This window comes from Janthinobacterium sp. 17J80-10 (assembly GCF_004114795.1).
Taxonomy (GTDB): domain Bacteria; phylum Pseudomonadota; class Gammaproteobacteria; order Burkholderiales; family Burkholderiaceae_D; genus Paucimonas.
The window spans coordinates 3915140-3928451 of sequence record NZ_CP035311.1 but is presented as its reverse complement, the minus strand read 5'-3'; the positions used below and the strand labels follow the sequence as shown (position 1 = coordinate 3928451).

The 13312-nt window shown below is 58.7% G+C and carries 19 protein-coding genes and 1 tRNA gene; 17 read left to right on the top strand and 3 right to left on the bottom strand.

Annotated elements, in window-relative coordinates; genetic code table 11:
• Positions 1 to 26: 26 nt before the first annotated feature.
• From hisB to tatC, 10 genes are read left to right on the top strand one after another with little or no spacing between them, the layout of a single operon-like run.
• Positions 27 to 623: an imidazoleglycerol-phosphate dehydratase HisB gene (gene hisB / locus EKL02_RS17585; RefSeq protein ID WP_128903239.1), complete on the top strand. Its 597-nt coding sequence runs from the start codon at positions 27 to 29 to the stop codon at positions 621 to 623.
• 52 nt (positions 624 to 675) lie between these two features.
• The gene (gene hisH, locus EKL02_RS17580; protein ID WP_128903238.1) at positions 676 to 1320 is read left to right on the top strand and encodes an imidazole glycerol phosphate synthase subunit HisH; all 645 of its coding nucleotides are present in this window, start codon (positions 676 to 678) and stop codon (positions 1318 to 1320) included.
• Positions 1321 to 1373: 53 nt separating this feature from the next.
• Positions 1374 to 2144: a 1-(5-phosphoribosyl)-5-[(5-phosphoribosylamino)methylideneamino]imidazole-4-carboxamide isomerase gene (hisA, locus tag EKL02_RS17575; RefSeq protein ID WP_128903237.1), complete on the top strand. Its 771-nt coding sequence runs from the start codon at positions 1374 to 1376 to the stop codon at positions 2142 to 2144.
• Between the two features lie 47 nt (positions 2145 to 2191).
• The gene (gene hisF, locus EKL02_RS17570; RefSeq protein WP_128903236.1) at positions 2192 to 2956 is read left to right on the top strand and encodes an imidazole glycerol phosphate synthase subunit HisF; all 765 of its coding nucleotides are present in this window, start codon (positions 2192 to 2194) and stop codon (positions 2954 to 2956) included.
• Entirely contained in the window at positions 2953 to 3348 is a 396-nt protein-coding gene (gene hisI, locus EKL02_RS17565; protein ID WP_128903235.1) for a phosphoribosyl-AMP cyclohydrolase, read from the top strand. The genes hisF and hisI overlap by 4 nt, the downstream gene beginning before the upstream one ends.
• A 12-nt stretch (positions 3349 to 3360) precedes the next feature.
• Positions 3361 to 3729, top strand: coding sequence for a phosphoribosyl-ATP diphosphatase (locus EKL02_RS17560; RefSeq protein WP_128903234.1), 369 nt, complete (start codon positions 3361 to 3363; stop codon positions 3727 to 3729).
• Positions 3730 to 3758: 29 nt separating this feature from the next.
• Complete coding sequence (locus tag EKL02_RS17555) at positions 3759 to 4130, top strand: histidine triad nucleotide-binding protein (RefSeq protein WP_128903233.1); 372 nt, start codon at positions 3759 to 3761, stop codon at positions 4128 to 4130.
• 52 nt (positions 4131 to 4182) lie between these two features.
• The gene (tatA, locus tag EKL02_RS17550; protein ID WP_128903232.1) at positions 4183 to 4404 is read left to right on the top strand and encodes a Sec-independent protein translocase subunit TatA; all 222 of its coding nucleotides are present in this window, start codon (positions 4183 to 4185) and stop codon (positions 4402 to 4404) included.
• 36 nt (positions 4405 to 4440) lie between these two features.
• Positions 4441 to 4938 carry a Sec-independent protein translocase protein TatB gene (tatB, locus tag EKL02_RS17545; RefSeq protein WP_128903231.1) on the top strand — a complete coding sequence of 166 codons (498 nt, stop codon included), beginning with the start codon at positions 4441 to 4443 and terminating at the stop codon, positions 4936 to 4938.
• Between the two features lie 30 nt (positions 4939 to 4968).
• Positions 4969 to 5733: a twin-arginine translocase subunit TatC gene (gene tatC, locus EKL02_RS17540; protein WP_128903230.1), complete on the top strand. Its 765-nt coding sequence runs from the start codon at positions 4969 to 4971 to the stop codon at positions 5731 to 5733.
• Between the two features lie 9 nt (positions 5734 to 5742).
• On the opposite strand, the gene EKL02_RS17535 is transcribed toward tatC, so the two are convergent.
• Positions 5743 to 6417 carry a DUF2461 domain-containing protein gene (locus EKL02_RS17535; protein ID WP_128903229.1) on the bottom strand — a complete coding sequence of 225 codons (675 nt, stop codon included), beginning with the start codon at positions 6415 to 6417 and terminating at the stop codon, positions 5743 to 5745.
• Between the two features lie 26 nt (positions 6418 to 6443).
• Positions 6444 to 7616 (bottom strand): Do family serine endopeptidase, encoded by a 1173-nt coding sequence (locus EKL02_RS17530; RefSeq protein ID WP_128903228.1) that lies wholly within the window; start codon positions 7614 to 7616, stop codon positions 6444 to 6446.
• 14 nt (positions 7617 to 7630) lie between these two features.
• On the opposite strand from EKL02_RS17530, the gene EKL02_RS17525 reads away from it, so the two are divergent.
• Positions 7631 to 8395: a Nif3-like dinuclear metal center hexameric protein gene (locus EKL02_RS17525; protein WP_128903227.1), complete on the top strand. Its 765-nt coding sequence runs from the start codon at positions 7631 to 7633 to the stop codon at positions 8393 to 8395.
• Positions 8396 to 8443: 48 nt separating this feature from the next.
• Here the strand turns inward: EKL02_RS17525 and mscL are convergent, their stop codons facing one another.
• A complete protein-coding gene (gene mscL, locus EKL02_RS17520) occupies positions 8444 to 8854 on the bottom strand; it encodes a large conductance mechanosensitive channel protein MscL (RefSeq protein ID WP_128903226.1) in 411 nt (136 codons plus the stop codon).
• 269 nt (positions 8855 to 9123) lie between these two features.
• Here mscL and petA point away from each other — a divergent pair, with 269 nt between their 5' ends.
• The 6 genes from petA (at position 9124) to EKL02_RS17490 (ending at position 13246) form a co-directional block, all read left to right on the top strand.
• Positions 9124 to 9732 (top strand): ubiquinol-cytochrome c reductase iron-sulfur subunit, encoded by a 609-nt coding sequence (petA, locus tag EKL02_RS17515; protein WP_128903225.1) that lies wholly within the window; start codon positions 9124 to 9126, stop codon positions 9730 to 9732.
• 2 nt (positions 9733 to 9734) lie between these two features.
• Positions 9735 to 11138, top strand: a complete 1404-nt coding sequence (locus EKL02_RS17510) for a cytochrome bc complex cytochrome b subunit (protein WP_128903224.1) — start codon at positions 9735 to 9737, stop codon at positions 11136 to 11138.
• 20 nt (positions 11139 to 11158) lie between these two features.
• Complete coding sequence (locus EKL02_RS17505) at positions 11159 to 11923, top strand: cytochrome c1 (RefSeq protein ID WP_128903223.1); 765 nt, start codon at positions 11159 to 11161, stop codon at positions 11921 to 11923.
• Positions 11924 to 12000: 77 nt separating this feature from the next.
• Entirely contained in the window at positions 12001 to 12612 is a 612-nt protein-coding gene (locus tag EKL02_RS17500; RefSeq protein WP_128903222.1) for a glutathione S-transferase N-terminal domain-containing protein, read from the top strand.
• A 34-nt stretch (positions 12613 to 12646) separates the two neighbouring features.
• Entirely contained in the window at positions 12647 to 13141 is a 495-nt protein-coding gene (locus EKL02_RS17495; protein WP_128903221.1) for a ClpXP protease specificity-enhancing factor, read from the top strand.
• 29 nt (positions 13142 to 13170) lie between these two features.
• Positions 13171 to 13246, top strand: a tRNA-Thr gene (locus EKL02_RS17490).
• Positions 13247 to 13312 lie beyond the last annotated feature (66 nt).

Sequence of the window (13312 nt, the reverse complement as noted above, 5' to 3'; positions counted from 1 at the left end):
ATAATTATTGTCTGTCACGGAATACCATGTCCAAGCAACGCAGCGCCGAAGTCGTGCGCAATACCAACGAGACGCAAATCCGCGTCGCCATCAACCTCGATGGCAGCGGCCAGCAAAAGCTGAATACCGGCGTGCCGTTTCTCGACCACATGCTCGACCAGATCGCCCGTCACGGCCTGATCGACCTGGACATCGAAGCCAAGGGCGACTTGCACATCGATGCCCACCACACTGTCGAGGATGTCGGCATCACCCTCGGCCAGGCCGTGGCGCAGGCGATGGGCGACAAGAAAGGCATTCGCCGCTATGGCCATGCCTACGTCCCCCTCGACGAAGCCCTGTCGCGCGTGGTGGTGGATTTTTCCGGCCGTCCCGGCCTCGAATATCACCTGCCGTTTACGCGCTCGATGATTGGCGCATTCGATGTCGACCTGACCCGCGAATTTTTCCAGGGCTTTGTCAACCATGCCCTGGTGACCCTGCATATCGATAACCTGCGTGGCGACAATGCCCACCATCAGTGCGAAACAGTGTTCAAGGCGTTCGGCCGTGCGTTGCGCATGGCCGCCGAACTAGATGCGCGCGCGGCCGGCACGATTCCGTCGACCAAGGGCAGTTTGTAACAAGAAACTAAAAGCGCTGTCCTGAACCAGGAATGCGCCAACAAGCCTTATCATGAACAAAATTGTGGTGGTGGATTACGGCATGGGCAACTTGCGCTCGGTAGCGCAGGCATTGATCCATGTGGCCCCCGAGGCCGATGTGCGGATCTCGGGCGATGCGGCCGATATTCGCGCGGCTGACCGGGTCGTATTGCCGGGACAGGGCGCCATGCCGGATTGCATGCGCAGCCTGCGCGAGTCGGGCGTGCAGGAAGCCGTGCTGGAAGCGGCGCGCAACAAGCCGCTGTTTGGCGTGTGCGTCGGCGAACAAATGCTGTTCGACTGGAGCGAGGAAGGCGATACGCCAGGCCTTGGCCTGTTGCCGGGCAAGGTGGTGCGTTTTCGCCTGGATGGCCAGTTGCAGCCGGACGGTTCCCGCTACAAAGTGCCGCAGATGGGCTGGAACCGGGTCAGGCAGTCGCAGGCGTCTCTGCATCCGCTCTGGCAAGGCATCGCCGACGACAGCTACTTTTATTTCGTCCACAGTTATTACGCGGTGCCGGACGATGCGGCGCATATTGCCGGTCAAACCGAATACGGCCAGTTATTCACCTGCGCAGTAGTGCGGGAAAATATTTTTGCAACACAGTTTCACCCTGAAAAAAGCGCTGCTGCAGGTTTGCGCCTGTATAAGAACTTCGTGGACTGGAAGCCGTAAATTCCATTAGTACTTCCTTAAACTACCAATAATTAACCACACATCCGCTAGCCATGCTGCTCATACCTGCTATCGATCTCAAGGATGGTCACTGCGTTCGCCTGAAACAGGGCGACATGGACCAGGCCACCGTATTTTCCGACGATCCCGCCAAGATGGCGCGGCATTGGCTGGAACAGGGCGCGCGCCGCCTGCACCTGGTTGACCTGAACGGCGCCTTTGCCGGCGTGCCCAAGAACGCCGCTGCCGTGAAGTCCATCATCCGTGCGGTGCAGGATTTTGCCGCTGAAAACGATATCGAGGAAATCCCCGTGCAGCTGGGTGGCGGCATCCGCGACCTCGATACCATCGAGCGCTATCTCGATGGCGGCCTGTCCTACATCATCATCGGCACTGCCGCCGTCAAGAGCCCCGGCTTTCTGCACGACGCCTGCAGCGCCTTCCCCGGGCAGATCATCGTTGGCCTGGATGCCAGGGATGGCAAGGTCGCAACCGACGGCTGGAGCAAGCTGACCGGGCATGAAGTGATCGACCTGGCGAAGAAATTCGAGGATTACGGCGTCGAATCGATCGTCTATACCGATATTGGCCGCGACGGCATGATGGGCGGCGTCAATATCGAAGCGACCGTGAAGCTGGCGCAAAGCATGACGATCCCTGTCATCGCCTCAGGCGGCGTGCACAGCATCAAGGATGTCGAGGCGCTGTGCGCGGTCGAGTCCGAAGGTATCGAAGGCGTCATCTGCGGCCGTTCCATCTATGAAGGCACGCTGGACCTGCGCAGTGCCCAGGACCGTGCCGACGAGCTGGGCGACGCTGAATAATCGCAGCAATACGCAACAAACACGTAACAAGGTTAAACGAAGCACATATGGCGCTGGCTAAACGCATCATCCCCTGCCTCGATGTCACGGCGGGCCGTGTCGTCAAGGGCATCAATTTCGTCGAGCTGCGCGATGCCGGCGACCCCGTCGAAATTGCCCGCCGCTATGACGAACAGGGCGCCGATGAAATCACCTTCCTCGATATCACAGCAACTTCCGACGAGCGCGACCTGATCCTGCACATCATCGAAGCGGTGGCTTCCCAGGTCTTCATTCCCCTGACGGTGGGCGGCGGCGTGCGCGCCGTCGAAGATGTGCGGCGCCTCCTGAATGCCGGCGCCGACAAGGTCAGCATGAACAGTGCCGCGGTGGCCAATCCGCAGCTGGTCTACGAGTCGGCGCAAAAATACGGTTCGCAATGCATCGTGGTGGCGATCGATGCCAAGCGGGTTAGCGAAGGGCGCTGGGAAGTGTTTACCCATGGTGGGCGCAAGGCGACCGGCATCGACGTCGTCGAATGGGCGCAAAAGATGGAGCAGCTGGGCGTGGGCGAATTGCTCCTGACCAGCATGGACCGCGACGGTACCAAGAGCGGCTTCGACCTGGCGCTGACGCGCGCGGTTTCTGATGCCGTCAATGTCCCTGTCATCGCTTCCGGCGGCGTGGGTGGCTTGCAGGACCTGGCAGACGGCATCAGGCTGGGCCATGCCGATGCCGTCCTGGCTGCCAGCATTTTCCATTACGGCCAGCATACGGTGGGCGAAGCCAAGCGTTTCATGGATGCCCAGGGTATCCCGGTGAGGCTGGCATGAGCACGGGCAACCTCTGGCTGAACCACGTCAAGTGGGATGAAAATGGCTTGGTGCCGGTGATTGCCCAGGAAGTCGGCAGCAACGACGTGCTGATGTTCGCCTGGATGAACCGCGACGCCCTCGCCAAGACCGTTGAGCTGGGCGAAGCCGTGTACTGGAGCCGTTCGCGCAAGAAACTCTGGCACAAGGGCGAGGAATCCGGCCATACCCAGAAAGTCCATGAAATCCGCCTGGATTGCGACCAGGACGTGGTGCTGCTGAAAGTCACGCAAGCCGGCAGCATCGCCTGCCACACCGGTCGCCATTCCTGCTTCTTTGAAAAGCTCGAAGACGGGGGGGCCTGGCACGCCGTCGAGCCGGTCCTGAAAGACCCCGACAGCATCTACAAGTGAATAGCAAACATCATGAGTGAAACCCTGAATCGCCTGGCTGCCGTGATCGAAGCGCGCAAGCTGGCCAATGGCGGCGACCCCGAAAAATCCTACGTATCGCGCCTGTTTTCCAAGGGCGACGATGCAATCCTGAAAAAAATTGGCGAAGAAGCCACGGAAACGGTGATGGCGGCCAAGGACGTGCGCGCCGGCGCCGCGCCGGATAAACTGCTGTATGAATGCGCCGACCTGTGGTTCCATTCGATGATCATGCTGGCCCAGTTCAACCTGACGCCGCAGCAAGTGCTTGACGAACTTGCACGCCGCGAAGGCATTTCCGGTATCGAGGAAAAAGCCAACCGCAAGCTGCAGGCGCGCGAACAGGAAGAAAGCAAGGATTGACCCTATCCCGCCTTCACCAGGAGAGTGCCTTGGATAACTGTATTTTTTGCAAGATTGCAGCCAAACAAATCCCGTCAAAGACGATTTATGAAGATGACGATGTCATTGCCTTTCATGACATTCATCCTGCTGCGCCCGTACATTTTTTAATCATCCCGAAATATCACGTTGCTACACTGGCGGAGTGCGATGAAAGCCATGCCGCATTGTTGGGTAAAATGATGTTGCTGGCGCCGAAGCTGGCGCGGGAATTGGGTTGCGGTTACACCCCGGCGGCCGAAGGCCCAGGAAAAGGTGGTTTCCGTACCCAGCTCCACATCGGCCCGGAAGGCGGGCAAGAGGTGTACCATCTGCATTTGCACGTGCTGGGCGGGCCGCGTCCATGGCGCAACCTGGGCTAGATCGGCACATTATTGATATCGGAACGCCTGTCGTTCCCCAAGGAGAAGCAACATGGGTGGATTAAGCTGGATGCACTGGCTGGTTGTGCTGGTGGTGGTCATTTTGATTTTCGGCACCAAAAAACTCGGCAATGTCGGGTCGGATCTTGGCAAGGCAGTCAAGGGCTTCAAGGATGGCGTCAAGGGCGAGGAAGACAAGCCCGCCGAGCCGGCCGCGCAGGTCGCCGACAAGACCACCATCGATGTCGAAGCCCGCGAAAAAAACAAGGTTTGAGGACAGACGCATTTCCACTGAAGCCGGCCGCCAAGCATGATTGATATTGGATTGACCAAGATCGCCCTGATCGGCGTGGTGGCGCTGGTGGTGATCGGCCCTGAGAAGCTGCCGCGGGTAGCGCGCATGGCAGGTACCCTGTTCGGCCGCGCGCAGCGCTACATAAACCAGGTCAAGGCGGAAGTCGGCCGTGAAATGGAGATGGAGGAATTGCGCAAGATGCAGCAAGAAATGCGCGAGACTGCCAGCGAGCTGCAGCAGGACTTGGAAGAAGCCGGGCGCACCATCCACGCCGCCGTCAGCGAGCGCGATGATGCCGCGTCGGATTATGCTTCCCTGAATCCGCCGACGCCGGCGCGCCTGGCGGAAAAAGCCAAAAACTTTCGCAAGAAAAAGCTGTTGCGCACTTCTGCCATTCCCTCCTGGTACAAGCGGCAAAACGGTCACAAGACGCGCGTGCTGTCCGCTTCTGCGCGGGTGTCCAAATACCGGCCGGCATCCGCTGCCCGTAAATCATCGCCTTTTTTCCATTGATGGATCACGCCGCGCTGCAGCGGCACGCCCATGACTGACAACCAAGAATTCGCCGACGTCAAAGATTCGTTCATCTCGCATTTGATCGAGTTGCGCAATCGCCTCATGAAGGCTTCGGTCGGCATCCTGATCGTCTTCGCCATCCTGCTGGCCATTCCCGGTCCCAGCGCGATTTATGATTTTCTTGCGCAACCCATGATCAGCGCATTGCCGCCGGGCTCCAAGCTGATTGCCACCGGCGTCATCACGCCGTTCCTGGTACCCATGAAAATCACCCTGCTGGCGGCTTTCATCGTGGCGCTGCCGTGGGTGCTCTATCAGGCGTGGGCCTTTGTCGCGCCCGGCTTGTATACCCATGAAAAGCGCCTGGTGGCGCCGCTGGTGATTTCGACCTCGCTGCTGTTCCTGTTCGGCGTGGCGTTCTGTTATTTCCTGGTGTTTGGCCAGGTCTTCAAGTTCATCTACAACTTTGCGCCACAGTCGATATCGTTTGCGCCAGACATTGAAAACTATCTCGATTTCGTCATGGCCATGTGCCTGGCGTTTGGCTTGACCTTTGAAGTGCCGGTGGTGGTGGTGGTGCTGGTGCGCATGGGCGTGGTGACCGTGGAAAAGCTAAAGAGCATCCGTGCCTACGTGGTCGTCGGCGCTTTCGTGATCGCGGCGATCGTTACGCCACCGGATGTGATGAGCCAGCTGTTCCTCGCCATTCCCCTGTGCCTGCTGTATGAGATCGGCTTGCTGGTGGCGCCGATGTTCGTGCGGATGACGCAAAAGCCCGAAGAAGCCGCCTGAAAATTGCGTTCAGGCCGGTACTTGCCGCAGCCATGCCACCAGCGGGTAGGCAGCGCGGAAGCCTGCCAGCAACTCTTTGTCCAGGTCTGCCGGGATGCTTTTGCGCAGGCTGGTTTCTTTCCAGACAATAAAGCTCTTCAGCTTGATGGCTTCGATATGCGGGCTGTCGGGGGCAAATCCCTTGGGTGGTCGCGACAGCTTGCCTTCTTCCTGCAAGCCGCCAAAAGTTTGCGCGAGCTTTTTATTCTTTAGCTGCTTGCCAAAACCCACCGCATCCTCGATGACATGCTGGCGAATGGCGCGCAGGCGGTGCGGCGGCGGCAGGTATTCGCCGCCGGATACCAGCAGCATGCCGTCGGCATCGATATGAAAATAATAGGCCGGACCGCCGCCCTGGCTGGGCCTTTTCAGCCCGGTGGCAGTAATCGCGGCGGCAAAATGGGTCTTGTAGGGGGCCTTGTCGCGTGCAAAGCGCAGGTCGTGATTAATCCGGAACAAGGCCTTTTTCGGATTGCACGCCGCCACGGCCGGGTCGAAGCGGGCAATCTCGGCGATCAGTTGTGTGACCAGTTCCAGGAATTCCGCGCGCAGGATATCGTAGCGCGGCTTGTTCATGACGAACCAGGCGCGGTTATTGTTTTCCGCCAGCTCGGCCAGAAAGCGGGTCAGGTCACGTACATGCATGGCTGTCCTGGATCTGGGTACCGCGATTATTCACGTTCCTGGCGCCGGATGGCCGGGCGCTTGCCGACGACCACGTCCAGGATGGCTTGCTGGTTCTTGCGCAGCACCGTCATCTTCGCTGTCTTGCCCGGCTGTAGCTGGGCAATCAGGTTGAGCATTTCCGTCGTATCCTTGATGATATTTCCCTCGACTGCAACCAGAATGTCGCCCGGGCGCATGCCGGCGCGGTCTGCCGGACCGTCGCGCAAAACGCCGGCAATGATGGCGCCAGTCTTTTGTGCCAGGCCAAAACTTTCTGCCAGTTCCGGCGTGATGTCCTGCGGTTCGACGCCGATCCAGCCGCGCACGACCTGGCCGGTGCTGATGATCGAGTCCATCACGGTCTTGACAGTGCTGACGGGAATGGCAAAACCGATGCCCAGCGAGCCGCCCGAGCGCGAATAGATTGCGGTATTAATGCCGAGCAGGTGGCCATTGGCATCGATCAGGGCGCCGCCGGAGTTGCCCGGATTGATGGCGGCATCGGTCTGGATGAAGTTTTCAAAGGTATTGATGCCGAGGTGGCTGCGTCCCAGCGCCGAGACGATGCCCATGGTGACGGTCTGGCCCACGCCGAAAGGATTGCCGATCGCTAGCACCACATCGCCCACCTTGGATTGCTCGACGCGGCCCAGCGTAATGGCGGGAAGATTTTCCACGGTGATCTTGATCACGGCAAGGTCGGTCTCGGCATCGGTGCCCACTACCTTGGCTGCGGCCTTGCGGCCATCGGCCAGAGCGACCTCGATTTCATCGGCGGCTTCGATGACGTGGTTGTTGGTGAGGATGTAGCCCTGCGTGCTGACGATGACGCCCGAACCCAGGCTGAACTGTTTTTCTTCCTGCTCGTCGAGCCGGTCGCCGAAGAAGCGGCGAAACACCGGGTCGTCCAGCATCGGATTACGCTGGCGAGATGCCTTGGAGGTGTAAATGTTGACGACCGAGGGCATGGCGCGTTTGGCGGCATCGCGGTAGGAGCCCTGTACCGCTGCAAGGCCGGGCGCGGCTTCCTGTACCGGTACGGTCGACCAGTTCAGGCGGACGTTCGAGGCGCCGCCGAGCATGCGGCCTGCCCACTCGGGCTTGAGGCTCGCTACAATGAACCAGATCGCCAAGCCGATGGTGACGGTTTGCGCAAACAATAACCAATAACGTCGCATAGAAAGCAGGAAGTATGGAACAGCAGACAGTGGATCGGAATGAACTTGATGCCTATTTGGCACAGGCGCTAAATATCGCACGTTTCCGCGATTATTGCCCAAATGGCTTGCAGGTGGAAGGCTGCGCCAGGATTGCGAGCATTGTTACCGGGGTCACGGCCAGCCTGGCCCTGGTCGAGGCAGCAGTTGCGGCAGGCGCCGATGCCCTGCTCGTGCATCATGGTTATTTCTGGCGCGGCGAGGATGCGAGGATCGTCGGCGTCAAGCATCGCCGCATCAGCAAGCTGCTGCAGCATGAGCTGAACCTGTTTGCCTACCACCTGCCGCTCGACATGCACCCCGAACTCGGCAATAACGCGCAACTGGCGGCAAGACTCGGCTTGCAGGCCGAGGCGCGCTTTGGTGAAGATGATATCGGCTGGCTGGGCAGGGCGGGTGCAGGAATCAATACCGTCGGCGATCTCGCGCGCCTGGTCGAAGCGGCCCTTGGACGTGCCCCCCAGGTCATTGGCGATCCGCTGCAGCCATTGGGGCGTATTGGATGGTGTACCGGCGCAGCGCAAAACTATCTAAGCGATGCGATCGCCGCTGGCGCCGGCGCTTACCTGAGCGGGGAAATTTCCGAGCCAACCGTGCATCTGGCGCGCGAAGCCGGGGTGGCATACCTGGCATGCGGCCACCATGCCACCGAGCGCTATGGCGTGCAGGCGCTGGGCGAGCACCTGGCGCAGCGTTTCGGCATAACCCACCAGTTCATCGACATTCCGAATCCGGTGTAGGCCGGGTGCCACCCGGTGTCAGACGCAACCGGGCGGCAACGTCCCTATTTATTTCTTCAACGAATCGCGGATTTCGCGCAGTAATTCGATTTCTTCGGGCGTTGCCACGGGTGCCGCCGGCTCATCCTTCTTGAGCTTGTTCAAGATTCGTACCATCTGGAAAATAATAAAAGCCAGAATAATGAAGTTGAGCAAAATTGTGAAAAAGTTACCGTAAGCAAGGACTGCCCCGGCTTTTTTCGCTTCAATCAAGGTCAGCGTCGTGCCCTGGTCGTTCAGTGGCAGGTAATAGTTGGAAAAGTCCAGGCCACCCAGGATCTTGCCAATGATTGGCATGATCAGATCCTGCACCACCGAATCGACGATCTTGCCGAACGCAGTGCCGATAATCACGGCAACCGCGAGGTCCACGACATTGCCTTTGACTGCAAATTCCTTGAATTCCTTCATCATTCCCATGACCGTCCCCTTTTAATAAATTGCAAACATGCAGCCAATTCTACCTGCGATTGTCAGCAAAATGACAATTCCGCAAAGTTTGATTGGTGCGAAAACAAGAAGGCCTCAAAGCCTGGATGGGGCGCGCGCGTGCTCGCCTGTCCTTGAAAAGTTCCTGAAAAATGGCTTGTCCGCATGGATTCACTTTGAAAGGCTTGGTGACTCCGTTATAATTTAATGTTGCTAGAAGTTTCGTGCAAGTTTCGCAATTTGACTAAATCGGGGTAGGTATGAGTAACGAAAAGCAGGTCGATTCAGGTCGGCGTGGCTTGCTCGTCGCCACATGTGCGGCGGGCGGCGTGGCAGGTCTTGCCACTGCGGGAGCCTTTGTGTCCACCTTTCAGCCGTCCGAGCGCGCCAAGGCCGCCGGTGCGCCGGTGGAAGTGGATATTTCGGACCTGGCGCCAGGCCAATTAAAAACCGTGGAATGGCGCGGCAAGCCGGTCTGGATTCTGAAGCGTTCGCCGGAAATGGTCGGCGCGCTGCCCAAGCTGGACGACAAACTGGCCGATCCCAACTCGGAGCGGACTCCGGATGACTTGACGCCGGAATACGCCCGCAATACCAATCGCTCGATCAAGCCGGAAATCCTCGTGGCCGTCGGCATTTGCTCGCACCTGGGTTGCTCGCCGACCACCAAGCTGCAGGCAGGCCCGCAGCCGTCGCTGCCGGACGACTGGCAAGGCGGCTTCCTGTGCCCTTGCCACGGCTCGCTGTTCGATGCCGCCGGCCGCGTCTACAAAAACGTACCGGCGCCTGACAACCTGCAAGTGCCGCGCCACATGTATGTCTCCGACACCAAGCTGGTGATCGGCAAGGACGAGAAAGGGGAAGCATAACCATGGCTTTCGTAGAAAAAAAACTGCCCGCCGACGCACCTGCCGCGGCCAAGGCATTGAACTGGGTTGATTCCCGCTTCCCGCTGACCAAGCTGTGGAATGACCAATGGGGCAAGTACTACGCACCCAAGAACTTCAACTTCTGGTACATCTTCGGCTCGCTGGCCATGCTGGTGCTGGTGATCCAGATCGTCACCGGTATTTTCCTGGTGATGCACTACAAGCCGGATGCCAACCTGGCATTCGCTTCGGTCGAATACATCATGCGCGATGTGCCGTGGGGCTGGCTGGTGCGCTACATGCACTCGACCGGTGCTTCGGCCTTCTTCATCGTGGTCTATCTGCACATGACCCGTGGCCTGCTGTACGGTTCGTACCGCAAGCCGCGCGAACTGATCTGGTTGTTCGGCGTCGGCATTTTCCTGGTCCTGATGGCGGAAGCCTTCATGGGCTACCTGCTGCCATGGGGCCAGATGTCGTACTGGGGCGCCCAGGTGATCGTCAACCTGTTCGGTGCGATCCCCTTCATCGGCCCGGACCTGTCGCTGTGGATTCGTGGTGACTACGTCGTGTCGGATGCGACCCTGAACCGCTTCTTCTCGTTCCACGTGATCGCCGTGCCGCTGGTGCTGCTGGGCCTGGTCGTTGCCCACCTGATCGCTCTGCACGAAGTGGGTTCGAACAATCCTGACGGCATTGAAGTCAAGGAAAACCTCGGTCCTGACGGCCATCCGGTCGATTCGATTCCGTCGCATCCTTACTATTCGGTACATGACGTGTTTGGCGTGACGGTGTTCCTGCTGATTTTCAGCGCGGTCGTGTTCTTCGCGCCGGAAATGGGGGGCTACTTCCTGGAATTTAACAACTTCGTCCCGGCTGACCCGCTGAAGACGCCGCCGCATATTGCGCCGGTCTGGTATTTCACGCCGTTCTACTCGATCCTGCGTGCGACCACGACGCAATTCATGTATGCGCTGGAAATTGGCGTGGTTGCCTATGTCGTGCTGATCATGCTGCGCACCAAGCTGTCGCCCACCATCAAGGGTGCCATCGCTGCAGTTGCCCTGGTGGCACTCGGCGGCATGTTCATCTTCGATGCGAAGTTCTGGGGCGTGGTGCTGATGGGCGTGTCGGTCATGATCCTGGCACCCTTGCCTTGGCTGGACCATTCGCCGGTGAAATCGATCCGCTATCGTCCGGCCTCGCACAAGTATGTGTACGCCGTGTTCGGTATCGCCTTCCTGATCCTGGGCTATCTGGGCGTGCTGCCGCCGACCGCTGGCCGTACTTTGGTTGCGCAGATCTGCACCTTCATCTATTTCGGCTTCTTCCTGCTGATGCCGTGGTGGAGCACGATGGGCGAATTCAAGCCGGTGCCCAAGCGCGTGACTTTCCACCCGCACTAAGCCGCTAAGGATATAACAACATGAAATTGCTGAAAAAAGTATTCGCAGCGCTGGCCTTTGTACCAGCAATGGCCCTGGCGGCCGGTGGCGGCTTTCCGCTCGAAGCCGCGCCGGACCACTCCCGCGACCTGGCGTCGTTGCAGAATGGCGCCAAGCTGTTCGTCAATTACTGCCTGAACTGCCACGCCGCCGCCAACATGCGTTACAACCGCATGCGCGATATCGGCTTGTCGGAAGAACAGATCAAGGAAAACTTGCTGTTTGCCTCCGATAAGGTCGGTAGCCTGATGACCGTCACCATGGCAGCCAAGGATGCCAAGGAATGGTTCGGCGCCGTGCCGCCGGACCTGTCGGTGATCGCCCGTGCCAAAGCATCCGGCGACGGCAGCGGCCCGGACTGGCTGTACACCTACCTGCGCACCTTCTACCAGGATGACACCCGTCCGACGGGCTGGAACAACATGGTGTTCCCGAGCGTCGGCATGCCGCATGCCTTGTGGGAATTGCAGGGCGTGCGCACCGCCAAGTTCGAGGAAGTTGCAGATCCGCACGATGCCTCCAAGAAGATCCACCATTTTGCTGGCTTTGAGCAAGTCAAGCCGGGCAAGCTGTCCAGCCTGGAATACGACCGCGACGTCGCCGACCTGGTCAGTTTCCTGACCTGGATGGGCGAGCCGGTGCAGGATACCCGCCGCCGCCTGGGCGTCTGGGTCTTGCTGTTCCTCGGCGTGCTGATGACTTTGGCCTGGCTGCTGAACCGCGCATACTGGAAAGACATCAAATAACTTACGCCCCTTCCGGGCAGTTGAATCGGGGTGAGTCGGCACACGTCTCACCCCTTTGTTTCTAAGGAACTACAAAAATGATGGTTCTCTATTCGGGCACGACGTGCCCATTTTCCCAGCGCTGCCGCCTTGTCCTGTTCGAAAAGGGCATGGATTTCGAAGTGCGCGATGTCGACCTGTTCAACAAGCCGGAAGATATTTCGGTGATGAACCCGTACGGCCAGGTGCCGATCCTGGTCGAACGCGACCTCATCCTGTACGAGTCGAACATCATCAACGAATACATTGATGAGCGCTTCCCGCATCCGCAACTGATGCCGGCAGATCCGCTGATGCGCGCCCGCGCGCGCTTGATGCTGTTCAATTTCGAAAAGGAATTGTTTATCCACGTCCATACGCTGGAAAACGACAAGGCCAAGGCTGGCGACAAGAGTCTCGACAAGGCCCGCGCCGAAATTCGTGACCGCCTGACCGAGCTGGCGCCATTGTTCCTGAAGAACAAGTACATGCTGGGCGATGAATTCTCGATGCTTGACGTGGCGATTGCCCCGCTCCTGTGGCGTCTCGACCATTACGGCATCGAGCTGTCGAAGACGGCTGCGCCCCTGATGAAGTATGCCGAGCGGATTTTCTCGCGTCCGGCCTACATCGAGGCGCTGACGCCGTCCGAGAAAGTGATGCGCCGCTAAAGCGGTGGATTCCATTTGAGATTGATTGCAAAGCATGTCTGAAACATCGACCAAACCCTACCTGTTGCGCGCCATTTATGAATGGTGCACCGACAATGGCTATACCCCGTACCTGGCGGTAATGGTCGATGGCCGTACGCGCGTGCCAATGCAATTCGTCAAGAATGGCGAAATCGTCCTCAATATCAGCTTCGACGCCACCAGCGGCCTGAAGATGGATAACGATGTCATCCATTTCAGCGCCCGCTTTGGTGGCGTGTCGCGCGATATCGTCGTTCCTGTCGATAACGTGATTGCTATTTATGCGCGGGAAAATGGCCAGGGCATGGCATTCGATGTCGCCAAGCCGCCTGCCGACGAAATCAAGGCACTGGAAAATGAAATCGATGGTGCCGCGCGTGGCACCGAGCCGGTGGGTCTGACTTCCGTGCCTGTCCCTGCTGCCGACAAGCCCGAAAGCGCTACGCCTGACGGCAATGACGAGCCGCCGAAAAAAGGTGGGCGTCCGACGCTGACCAGAATCAAATAATCCAGTACAATACGCGCTCTTTCAGTTTCGCCGACTTAGCTCATCTGGTAGAGCACCTGACTTGTAATCAGGGGGTGGCGGGTTCAAGTCCTGCAGTCGGCACCAAACAAAAAAACCCAATCTTCGGATTGGGTTTTTTTTCGGCCATAAAAAACAACGCAAGATAATTAG

Coding starts and splice junctions, on each gene's coding strand:
- hisB (WP_128903239.1), top strand. CDS start 27: ATGTCCAAGCAACGCAGCGCCGAAGTCGTGCGCAATACCAACGAGACG.
- hisH (WP_128903238.1), top strand. CDS start 676: ATGAACAAAATTGTGGTGGTGGATTACGGCATGGGCAACTTGCGCTCG.
- hisA (WP_128903237.1), top strand. CDS start 1,374: ATGCTGCTCATACCTGCTATCGATCTCAAGGATGGTCACTGCGTTCGC.
- hisF (WP_128903236.1), top strand. CDS start 2,192: ATGGCGCTGGCTAAACGCATCATCCCCTGCCTCGATGTCACGGCGGGC.
- hisI (WP_128903235.1), top strand. CDS start 2,953: ATGAGCACGGGCAACCTCTGGCTGAACCACGTCAAGTGGGATGAAAAT.
- EKL02_RS17560 (WP_128903234.1), top strand. CDS start 3,361: ATGAGTGAAACCCTGAATCGCCTGGCTGCCGTGATCGAAGCGCGCAAG.
- tatA (WP_128903232.1), top strand. CDS start 4,183: ATGGGTGGATTAAGCTGGATGCACTGGCTGGTTGTGCTGGTGGTGGTC.
- tatB (WP_128903231.1), top strand. CDS start 4,441: ATGATTGATATTGGATTGACCAAGATCGCCCTGATCGGCGTGGTGGCG.
- tatC (WP_128903230.1), top strand. CDS start 4,969: ATGACTGACAACCAAGAATTCGCCGACGTCAAAGATTCGTTCATCTCG.
- EKL02_RS17535 (WP_128903229.1), bottom strand. CDS start 6,417: ATGCATGTACGTGACCTGACCCGCTTTCTGGCCGAGCTGGCGGAAAAC.
- EKL02_RS17530 (WP_128903228.1), bottom strand. CDS start 7,616: ATGCGACGTTATTGGTTATTGTTTGCGCAAACCGTCACCATCGGCTTG.
- EKL02_RS17525 (WP_128903227.1), top strand. CDS start 7,631: ATGGAACAGCAGACAGTGGATCGGAATGAACTTGATGCCTATTTGGCA.
- mscL (WP_128903226.1), bottom strand. CDS start 8,854: ATGGGAATGATGAAGGAATTCAAGGAATTTGCAGTCAAAGGCAATGTC.
- petA (WP_128903225.1), top strand. CDS start 9,124: ATGAGTAACGAAAAGCAGGTCGATTCAGGTCGGCGTGGCTTGCTCGTC.
- EKL02_RS17510 (WP_128903224.1), top strand. CDS start 9,735: ATGGCTTTCGTAGAAAAAAAACTGCCCGCCGACGCACCTGCCGCGGCC.
- EKL02_RS17505 (WP_128903223.1), top strand. CDS start 11,159: ATGAAATTGCTGAAAAAAGTATTCGCAGCGCTGGCCTTTGTACCAGCA.
- EKL02_RS17500 (WP_128903222.1), top strand. CDS start 12,001: ATGATGGTTCTCTATTCGGGCACGACGTGCCCATTTTCCCAGCGCTGC.
- EKL02_RS17495 (WP_128903221.1), top strand. CDS start 12,647: ATGTCTGAAACATCGACCAAACCCTACCTGTTGCGCGCCATTTATGAA.